The organism is Streptomyces sp. CBMA156, from assembly GCF_014596515.1.
Classification (GTDB): Bacteria; Actinomycetota; Actinomycetes; order Streptomycetales; family Streptomycetaceae; genus Kitasatospora.
Genome location: NZ_MSJQ01000382.1, coordinates 1 through 9,287, shown reverse-complemented (window position 1 = coordinate 9,287; position 9,287 = coordinate 1). Strand labels below are relative to the sequence as shown.

The following is a 9,287-nucleotide window of genomic DNA, read 5'->3' as shown; positions in this document are numbered from 1 at the left end:
CCTCGCCTGGTCGAGCAGTGCGTGGACCGCCTCCGCCGCGGGGCTGCCCTCGGCGCGGTCCGCGCAGCCGCAGCCGTCCGGCCCGCAGGGCGCCACCCGGACCGGCTCCGGCGGCACCGCGAAGGTCTCCGGGGCCGCGCCGCAGAACGTCAGGGAGCGGCCGTGGTCGACCAGGGCGACGTTGCCGCGGGCGACGCTCACGTCGGCGATCGGGCCGCAGTCGCTCCCGCCGTGCGCGGACAGGCAGACCGGGAAGGAGAGCGCGTCCTCCGCCGCCCAGCCGACCTCGACCACGGGCTGCTCGTACAGCTCGTCGACCAGGGGGGTGACCGAGGTGAGCCGGACGGCCTGGCGGTGCGCCGGATCGGCGTCGGCGGCGGCGCCGGTGCGCGGGCCGAGCACCTCCTCGATGACCAGCAGGTCGCCGGGGCGCAGCGCCAGGTGCCGGCCGCGGTCGCGGTCGCGGTCCTGCGGCCGGTCGGCCCGGTGCCAGTCGTCGCGCAGGGTGGCGCCGGTCGCGCCCCGGGGCAGGACGCAGTCCTGGTCGCCCCAGGTCCAGAACCGGATGGTGTTGTGCGCGGGGCGCAGCACCAGGTCCGCCCCGCCGAGCGGCTCGAACACCTCGACGGCGGCGGTGGTGGTGAGCGCGTCCAGCTCCTCGTCCTGGATCACCGTGGACAGGTCCGGGCGTTCCTGCGGGCCGAGCCGGCTGACGTCGACGGCGGCGAAGCGGAAGGTGCCGTGCCGCAGGGTGAGCGGGCGGTCGGCCGTCAGCGCGACGAACGTGCGGGCGTTGCAGCCGTCGTGCACGGGGTAGTCGACCAGCCGGGCGTGCCGGCGCACCGACACCCGGCGGCGGGCGGTGTCGAGGTACGCCTCGGTGGCCACCGCGTCCTGCTGGTAGGAGAGCCGGTCGGCCGTGTAGGCGAGCAGCTCGACCAGGGTGACGCCGAGGTCGGGCAGGTGCCGCTCGGTCCAGCCGGGGGTGGTGAGGCTCATCCGGTCCAGCACCAGCCGGCGCAGGCTCTCGTAGTCGCGGGCGGTGTAGTCGATCACCGGGGCCGGCCGGACGGCGGGCGGGCAGCTCTCCTCGGCGCGGCAGTCGTAGGGGGAGGGGCAGTCGGCGCCGAAGGAGAAGCCGGTGCTCGCGTACCTCGGGTCGAAGCCCGGGTACGGGCGGCTGCCCGGCCGGCCGTAGGCGTCCGCCTCGACGACGGTCAGCCGGTAGCGGGAGGTGTCGCCGGCCCGGTCGAGGGTGACGTGCATCCGGTCGTCCAGCTCCGGGTCGTCGGCGCGCTCGATGTCGACCGCGACGGCGCGCAGGCCGGTGATCCGCCGGCCGCCGTCGACGCGGATGTTCTCCGGGCCCAGCTCGTCCGGCGCCCGGCCGAGGAAGGTCACGCTCAGGGTGCGCCCGTCGTCGTCCGGCTCGGCGCCGTCCAGGCCCAGCAGGCGCGCCGCGCGGACGTCGGCGCGGCGGAGTTCCGTCCCGCACCGGGCCGTGGCCTCGTCGGACTGCCGGGTCACTTCGGATCGGCCCGTCACGTCGGACTGCCCGGTCACTTCGGATCGGCCGGTCATGCCGCCACCCCGCCCTCGAACACGTCCTGCCGCCGCGCACCGGTCCGGCGCACGACGTACGCCAGCTCGACCCGCACCACGTTGTCCTCGCTCTCCACGTCGAGCGAGACGACCTCGATCACGTCGCCGAGCCACCGTTGCAGCGCCGCCTGGACGGACAGTTGCAGGGTGGCCGCCAGCTCCGGGCTGTTCGGGGCGAAGACCAGGTCGAGCAGTCCGCAGCCGAAGTCCGGGTGCATGACCCGCTCGCCGGGGCTGGTGAACAGCAACTGCTCGATCAGGTCCCGCACGTGGTCGTCGTACGCCGCCTCGGCGGTGCGCCCGCGGCTGTCGATCCGGAACGGGAACGCGAGGTCCGTCCTGGCCGGGGGTGCGGTGCTCATGTCCCCACCGCCCGCTGTTGGACGACGGTCACGACCGGCGGCCCCTGCGGGATCTGCTCGGCGCTCTGGCACAGTCCGACGGCGGACTGCGGCAGCGCGGGGGAGCCGTTCACCCGGATCCGGGCGGACGGCACCACCCAGCGGATCGTGACGCAGGGCTGCGGCTTGCCGGCCACCGTGAACGGGCAGCCGGTCACGGTGTACGGGTCGGCGGTGCCGGTGACGGCCTGGCCGGCGACCAGCACCCGGGCCTGGGCGGGCCGGGCCGTCGCCTGGGCGCCGTGCGGGCAGATCACCGTCGCATTGACGTGCAGCAGATTTCCGGGCACGAGAATCCCCCCGTCAGGTCACGCTCAGGGCGTCCTGGTTGATGGAAACGGTGGCGCCGACGAGCGAGATCTCGGCGCCCTGGCCGTTGCTGATCCGGATGCCCGCGTCGTTGATCACGATCGAGGCTCCGCCCGGTGTGCGGAGGGTGATCCCGGTGGTCGGGTCGTCGGACAGCACGATCACCCGCCGCCCGGAGGTCTCCAGCACCGTGTTCGGCACGCCCGGCGGGCCGGTCGTCGCCTCCACCGGGACCTCCGAGGCGGCGCCGTACCAGCAGCCCGTCCAGACCGGGTAGCTCTGGTCGCCCTGTTCGAACTCCAGCCACACCCCCGCCCCGACCGGCGGGACCGCGTAGTGCCCCATGCCGGGGCCGGCCACCGGGAAGCACGGCATCGCCCAGGTCGACGTGACCTCGCCCAGCACGTCGGGCACCTGGGCCTGGATGCGGCCGATCCCGAGCGGGTCGACGTTGTTCACCACCGTTCCCCGGAACTTGCCGAGGTAGCGGGTCGGTTCGGCCATGCCGGCAACTCCTGACTGTGGTGCCTCGATGGTGTGGCGCTGCGGGACTGTGGTGCCACGATGGTGTGGCGCTACGGGACGACGGTCGGCTGGAGGGCGATCAGGCCCTCGCGGGTCAGCGTGAAGTTCTGGGTGTACGAGCCGCGCTGGAGGTTGTGGGTGACGCTCTTGACGAAGTACAGGCCGTCGTAGGTGAGCCCGGCGCCACGGACGCCGACCAGCTCGCGCGGCCGCAGGACGTGGCCGTACCGGACGACGTCGAGCTGCCCCGAGCCCGAGACGGCGTCCGCCGACTGCATCGCCTTGGCGATGGTCTCGGCGACGGCCTGGGCGGTGTCCTTCTTGGCGGTGTCGGCGATGACCTTCTTCTTCAGCGCCGGTGCGGGCCTGAGCGCGAGCGGCGGGCGCAGGATGCTGACCTCCGGCACCGGCAGGACGGCGGACACCCTGGTCGCCGGGAGCTGGATGCGGGCCTCCGGCTCCTCGCGGGCGGTCCCGTCGAAGGCGAAGGTCAGCTGGTCGACGTTGGACAGCGCGTCCATGTTCACGTTCAGCGCGTGCTGCGGGACGCCGAGCCGGTTCTCCGGCCCCCAGTAGGCGCGGCTCGTCCCGGGGACCGGCCCCGGATCGAGGTAGAACACGTAACCGTTGGCCTTGGCCAGCTCGTTGACGTATCCGAGGTCGGTGCCCTTCTGGAAGTCGATCCGCCGGGTGGGCATCGGCGTCTGCGGCACCAGCTCCGGGATGACCAGCGGCACGATGCCGTACTGCCCGTACGTGCCGATGATCGCGGCGACCCGGGCCGCCGGGGACATCGCGGGGAACGGCACCCCGGCCCGCTCCTCCAGGTCCATCAGCACCGTCAGGTCCTCGCCGGTGACGGTGAGCGTGGACTGGCCGGGCTGGTTGCTGATGCCGACCTCCTGGCGGATGATCACACCGTCCATCAGCACGGTCGGGGTGCCCGCGACGGTCACCATCAGCACGACCCTGATCTTCGGGTCGAAGAAGCCGCCCGGCAGCAGCGCGGTGTTGATCGGACCGCGCTTCGACAGGTCGAAGGCGAGCTGGAAGCCGCTGCGCTGCCCGGACGCCACCGTGACCTGCGCCGACAGCAGGGCGTCGGTCACCGGCTGCGGCACCGGCACCGGGATCTGTGGACCCATCAGCAGACTCAGGCGGACCGACCCGATCGGCCCGCCCCCCGTGACGGCCGGGGCGTCAGGCATTCCCCACCCCCGGCACCCCGCCGGGCAGTGCGACGATGATCCGCCGGCCCGGCGTCGCGGTCAGCTCCCGGGGGTCGAGCACCGGATTGGCGTCGGCGATCCGCCACCACTGGTCGGCGCTGCCGAGGTAACGGTAGGCGAGCAGGTCGGGGCGGTCGCCGGCACTGACGGTGTGCTCGGCGAGCGGGGTCAGACCGTCCGTGCCCGGCAGCAACCGCCGTCGCAGGTAAGGGACCTGGCGCCCGTCCGGTGCCGTGTGCAACGCCACCGGGACGCCGTGGTACCGGCTGGTCGGCGGGTACGGCGAAGGCGCGGGCAGCGCGTCCAGCGGGTGGTCGGCGGTCACCGGAATCCTCCTCCCAGGCCGAGCGCACTCAGCCGGCCGTCGGCCGCGGAACCGACCAGCCGCTCCTTCTGCGCCAGGTGCGCGAGGTACAGCTCGGCCCCGCGGTGGCCGGTCGGCAGATCGCTGACGGTCAGGACGCGCAGGCCGATCCCGACGGTGGCCCTGATCGGGTTCAGGTCGATGTCGAACGCCTCCTCGGTGATGGTGAGTTCGGTCAGCCGCACCGGAAGGATCCGCTTGCTGCCCCAGGTGAACAGGGTGAGCGGGGCCTCGATCGGGGTGATCTCCAGGGTGCCGACCGCGGCCAGCCCCTGGTTGGCCCTGAGCTGGGCGCTGGCCGGCTGCACCAGCAACTCCAGTGTGGCCAGCTGCGGATGGATCCCGTTCGGCGCCGGCAGCTCCAGCTGGTCCGTGGCGTCCAGCTCGGCGGTGAACTTCCACGTCTCCACCGCCGGACCCTTCAGCCGCAACGCCTCCGTCCGGTCCCCGGTCCCGTCGGCCCCCGCGGCCTGCGGGGCGAGCGAGCGCTCCAGACTGTCGGGGTTGAACTGCAACACGACGACCCGCTGCGGCGTCCCGCGCAGCGCATCGACGATCACCAGCCCGGCCCTGATGGGCCTGGGGGTGTCCGTGTACCCGGTCATGACCCATCACCGCCCCCTCGGACGCGATAGGCCTCAAGGACGAGCCCTGCCCGCTCGCGAATCTCGGTGACGGGATCCTGTGCTGCCAGATTCTGTAGCAGCGGGATGTACTCGGACCACGGTGAATACGTGCTGGCCCACAGCGACATGTCCCGCACCTGGGAATCCGGATGGGTCAGTCCGCTTTTGACCCGCCGGAATGTCTCGCCGTGAAAACCATCCGGAGATCCGACCGCGAGTCGAATGATGGACAGACCGAGTTCAATGGGATCCGGTGCGTTGTCGACACACCAGAGCAACTCGGTGTGGTCCCACGGGAAGAGCTCCTCGGAAATCATTTCCACGACTGGTTCCACACTCTCGCGGGTCGGGCCGCGCACAATGAGATAGCAATTCTTCGACATGCCGTCCTCGACGTACTCGAGGATGCTTTCATCGCCCAGATCCCAGGAGACGGTGTACGGGATTCCGCCTTCGCGCCGGGCCTCCGCTTCCGCTCTCCTCGGCCAGCCGTGGAGGCCGGCAAACTCGTCTACCTCGTCCTCCGCCGGGCACGAGCGCAACACGATTCTGGTCGTCTTGAATTTCGAGTTCTGCATCGATCAGTCCATTCCGTTCCGAAGCGCCGTGTAGCGCGGGTCGATATTGTACATCCGGTGAATTCGATCTCGGATCTGCTGCATGAGCTGCTTTCGCTTCTCCTGCCCGGTGGCATAGGAATCCACGACGATTTCCTTGCCCAGGCTTCGGACCCACGCCTCGACGACATCGACTTCCCGATCGCGTAGCCGTTCCGCGAGGGGCGTCCGGTCCGCTCCCTGGAAGATGGACGCGCGCAGCTCCCTGGCCCCCGCCTGTGAATCCTTGGGCGCCATCGGGTGGAGTCGTGCCGCGTCCGCGAGGGTGACATGGCCGCGTGCCGCCATGTCCAGGAGCATGGCACCGGTCGCCATGGTTCCGACGTTCCGCAGGCCCTCCTGCTGGATCATCAGCGAAGTCAACTCTGCGGTGAAGCGTCGGTTCGGCCCGTCCGGCATTCTTCCACCGAGCATGCCGACCGCCTGTTGGGCGATCACCTGCTGCTTCAAGGCGCCGTGTCGTCCCTGCCACGAGTCGAACAGGTTTGCAATCTCTTTATATGACAGACCCAAGCTGTCCTTGCGGGATGGAGTTCTTTTTCGCTCATCTCGCCACGGCTGTTTCTCTTCCGAGCGGTAAGGAATGCTGAAAAGGACCCCTCGGTTCCTCGTGACTCGCCCCCACCATTGCTGCCAGTCGACGTCGAGGGCAGCTCCGGACTGATCTCGATAGCGTTGGATGTCCACCTGCCACATGGTTGTTCCTGGGCGTCCGCGGAGATACTCCTGCACCTCCGCGCCGGAGCGGTCACCGAGTTCGTGTACTTCGTAGCCCCGACCGGCGGATGTCGGTACGGAGGTGGGGTCGGGTATCGGATCCTGGCTGACTCCGGCGGTACGCGCCCACTGCGGCGCTCGCACGACCTCTGCGCCGACCTTGCGGACGAACGCCAGCAGATCATCGATCGGGAAAGCCGCGCCATGCAGGAAAACGATGTCGGGATTGAGCCAGGCACGGAAGCGGATACTCCGCTCTCCGAGCCACTCCAGGCCGGAAAGTCGGTACCAGGCCCGCATCGCCGTGAGTACGGCTCGAATGGTGATGTCAGAGGCGCCGCGGTGGAGCAGTCCCTGCAGTTTCGGAGTGATCTTTGCAACGATCAGAGAGAGCCGCTGCTCCTTGGCCGCCCGCGAGTTCTCGTGGGCGCGGCGTTGGGCGCGCTGTTGTTGGCGCTTCTGGTGCCACGCGCGGAGGCGGTCGCGCTGTTTACGGTAGGCGTCGCGGATGCGGTGGGCGCCGTTGGTGAGGGCGCGGCCGAGTTTGCTGTTGAGGAGCTTGCGGCCGAGGGTGCGGGCGGCGACCCGGACGCGGGTGAGGGCGGCCTTGACCGTCTGGCGGGAGGAGTTGAGGGCGCGGCCGACCGCCGAGGTGGGGCGGCGGGGCCGGGTGGACTTCGGGTGGGTGACCTGACGGCGCGGGCGGCCGGGGGCGGTGGCCTTCGGGCGTTCGGTGTGGTGCTCCGCGCGGCGGACGGTGTGCCGGGCCGGGCCGGTGCGGGCGGGGGAGGGCCGACGGCGCAGTGACTGGCCGGCCCGGCGCAGGCTTGCCCGGGCCTTGTTGACCGCCCGTCCGGCCGCCTTGCGGGTGCCCCGGCCGGCCCTGGCCAGGCCCTTGAGGATCTTCTGGGCTATCCCCTTGAGCTTGGTGCCGACCGCCTTGCCGGCCCCTTTGAGCTTGCTGAGCAGGAAGTTGGAGATGAAGTCCAGCAGCGCGACCACGCCCGCCGCGACCGCGTCGGCGAACAGGCAGGCGGCCGATCCGGACTTGACCGCCTTGAGGAAGGCGACGAACTTCCCGATCGCCGCGATGATCTTGCTGATGGTGTTCCAGGCGGCCATCAGGCCCTGAATGATCGCCATGATCGCGCCCGCCGCCGGCACGATCATCGACACCAGCTTCTCGACGACGATCGAGACGATCATCCCGGGCAGCGCCGCCACGATCGCCTGCCAGGCCATCCGCCCGATCTGGGCCATCGAGATGCAGCCCTTGACCAGTACGTTGACGAGGGTGGAGGTCAGGCCGACGACCGACTCCACCTTCTCGTCGAACCAGGTCCGCACCGCGCTCTTGACCGCACCCCACAGGTAGTGCTGGATGCCGTCGACCGCGGCGGTGCCGAGCTTCTTCAGCCAGCCGCCCGGGTCCGGCGCGATGTCGCCGATCAGGGCCGCGAACTCGCCGAACACCGCGATCGCCTTCTGCACGAAGTCGATCGCGTCCATCACCGCCGTGCGGACCGCCTCGATCGCGGCCTTGAGCCCCGCCTCCAGCGCGTCCAGCAGGGCGTTCAGCCCGGCCGCCAGCGCGTCGAGCAGCTTGTTGACGGCGTTCTTGAGCCGGTCCGCCCACTCGTTGACCTTGGCGACGGCCTTGTCGCGCCACTCGTCGATCTTCCTGCGGAACCTGTCCCGCAGTTCGGGGAACGCCGCCAGCAGGACGTCGCAGATCCTGATCAGCGCGTCCGCGAGCTTGTCGATCAGCTCGACGGCGAACTTCCTGGCCTGGTCGATCGCCCAGTCCGCGAACTTCCGGAAGCCGTCGATGATGTCGTTGATCAGGCCGCGGAAGTAGTCGAAGACCTTGGTGACCGCCTCGACCAGCGCGTCGAAGGCCGCCTTGACCTTGGACTTGACCCAGCCCCACCAGCCCTCGGACTCCTCCTTCTTGCGGTCCTTCTCCTTCCGCGCCTTCTCCTCGGCCTCCTTCCGCTTGTCCTGGATCTTCTGGTTGTCCTGCTGCTGACGGTCCTGGACGTCCTTGTCGGCCTCGGTGCGCTTCCTGTCGATCGCGCCGGTCTTGTCCTTGTGCTCGGCGTCGGCGTCATGGTCCGCGCCGGAGATCTGCTGATCCTGCTCGGTGCGCCACTGTTCGCGTTCGGCCGTGACCTTCTCCGCGGCCCCGCCCCGCTCGCCGGCCTGGGCCTGGGCGTTGTCAGCCACCGCCTGGTCGACCTCGGCCTGGTTCTGCCGGCGGGCGTCGGCCTCGCCCTGCTTCCGCGTGGCCTGTTCGGAGGCCAGCCGGCCCTGGCCCTGGCCGACCGCGGCCTGGATCTGCGGGCCGCGCTCCTGCCGGGTCACGATGCCGATGCCCGGCTTGGTGGCGGCCGCGCGCCCGGCGCCGGTGCCCCCGCGCCTGCGGCTGCCGCCGGGGACGGAGGCGGTGAGGGTCTCCTTCGGTACGTCCGGGTAGATCCGGTCCTCGCCCATCGGCTTGGCGGCGTCCTCCCGGCCGACGCCGAGGATCCTGGCGGAGCCGTCCTTGAGCTTCGCCGCCTGCCGGTCGGTCCGTGCCGGATCGCTCTCGCCGGTCAGTTCGACCGTGGGTGCCCGGCCGACGGTGGTGTTCAGCGCCGGGTCGGTGGAGGGCACGCCGTCGACCGCGCCCTGGACCTGCTGCACCTCCTGCGCCGAGACCTGGTTGCCCGCGTCGTCGGCGACGTGGGGTGCGGCGACCCGGTCGCCGGGGTTGCGGCCCTCGACCTTCTTCCGCTCGGCCTCCTGCCGCTCGCCGTCCGGGCCCGCAGGGCCGACCCGCTCCAGCCGCTCCGTCACCGCCTCGGCCGGCGGCGCGGCCTCGGGCGTGCCGGACTGGGTCTGCGGCGCCCCGGACG

The 9,287-nt window shown here is 71.0% G+C and carries 7 protein-coding genes and 2 pseudogenes; all 9 read right to left on the bottom strand.

Going from position 1 to position 9,287, the window contains the following annotated elements; all coding sequences use genetic code 11:
* Positions 1 to 1,581: pseudogene (locus tag BU198_RS33545) on the bottom strand (putative baseplate assembly protein); the annotation flags it as partial.
* The gene (locus tag BU198_RS33540; protein WP_188300621.1) at positions 1,578 to 1,964 is read right to left on the bottom strand and encodes a GPW/gp25 family protein; all 387 of its coding nucleotides are present in this window, start codon (positions 1,962 to 1,964) and stop codon (positions 1,578 to 1,580) included. The pseudogene BU198_RS33545 and the gene BU198_RS33540, both read right to left, overlap by 4 nt.
* Positions 1,961 to 2,293: a hypothetical protein gene (locus BU198_RS33535; RefSeq protein ID WP_188300620.1), complete on the bottom strand. Its 333-nt coding sequence runs from the start codon at positions 2,291 to 2,293 to the stop codon at positions 1,961 to 1,963. The genes BU198_RS33540 and BU198_RS33535 overlap by 4 nt, the downstream gene beginning before the upstream one ends.
* 13 nt (positions 2,294 to 2,306) lie before the next feature.
* On the bottom strand, positions 2,307 to 2,816 hold the full coding sequence (locus tag BU198_RS33530; RefSeq protein ID WP_188300619.1) for a phage baseplate assembly protein V: 510 nt from the start codon (positions 2,814 to 2,816) through the stop codon (positions 2,307 to 2,309).
* A 71-nt stretch (positions 2,817 to 2,887) separates the two neighbouring features.
* Positions 2,888 to 3,982 carry a hypothetical protein gene (locus BU198_RS33525; RefSeq protein ID WP_411293265.1) on the bottom strand — a complete coding sequence of 365 codons (1,095 nt, stop codon included), beginning with the start codon at positions 3,980 to 3,982 and terminating at the stop codon, positions 2,888 to 2,890.
* A gap of 55 nt (positions 3,983 to 4,037) precedes the next feature.
* The gene (locus BU198_RS33520) at positions 4,038 to 4,391 is read right to left on the bottom strand and encodes a hypothetical protein (protein ID WP_317620432.1); all 354 of its coding nucleotides are present in this window, start codon (positions 4,389 to 4,391) and stop codon (positions 4,038 to 4,040) included.
* Positions 4,388 to 5,035 (bottom strand): hypothetical protein, encoded by a 648-nt coding sequence (locus BU198_RS33515; RefSeq protein ID WP_188300617.1) that lies wholly within the window; start codon positions 5,033 to 5,035, stop codon positions 4,388 to 4,390. Before BU198_RS33515 ends, BU198_RS33520 begins: the two co-directional genes overlap by 4 nt.
* Positions 5,032 to 5,634 (bottom strand): hypothetical protein, encoded by a 603-nt coding sequence (locus BU198_RS33510; protein ID WP_188300616.1) that lies wholly within the window; start codon positions 5,632 to 5,634, stop codon positions 5,032 to 5,034. Before BU198_RS33510 ends, BU198_RS33515 begins: the two co-directional genes overlap by 4 nt.
* A 3-nt stretch (positions 5,635 to 5,637) precedes the next feature.
* Positions 5,638 to 9,287, bottom strand: a pseudogene (locus BU198_RS33505) (hypothetical protein); the annotation flags it as partial.

Bases quoted from the DNA above. Each gene is read 5' to 3' on its own strand.
- BU198_RS33540 (WP_188300621.1), bottom strand. From the start codon at position 1,964: ATGAGCACCGCACCCCCGGCCAGGACGGACCTCGCGTTCCCGTTCCGG.
- BU198_RS33530 (WP_188300619.1), bottom strand. From the start codon at position 2,816: ATGGCCGAACCGACCCGCTACCTCGGCAAGTTCCGGGGAACGGTGGTG.
- BU198_RS33515 (WP_188300617.1), bottom strand. From the start codon at position 5,035: ATGACCGGGTACACGGACACCCCCAGGCCCATCAGGGCCGGGCTGGTG.
- BU198_RS33510 (WP_188300616.1), bottom strand. From the start codon at position 5,634: ATGCAGAACTCGAAATTCAAGACGACCAGAATCGTGTTGCGCTCGTGC.
- BU198_RS33525 (WP_411293265.1), bottom strand. From the start codon at position 3,982: ATGGGTCCACAGATCCCGGTGCCGGTGCCGCAGCCGGTGACCGACGCC.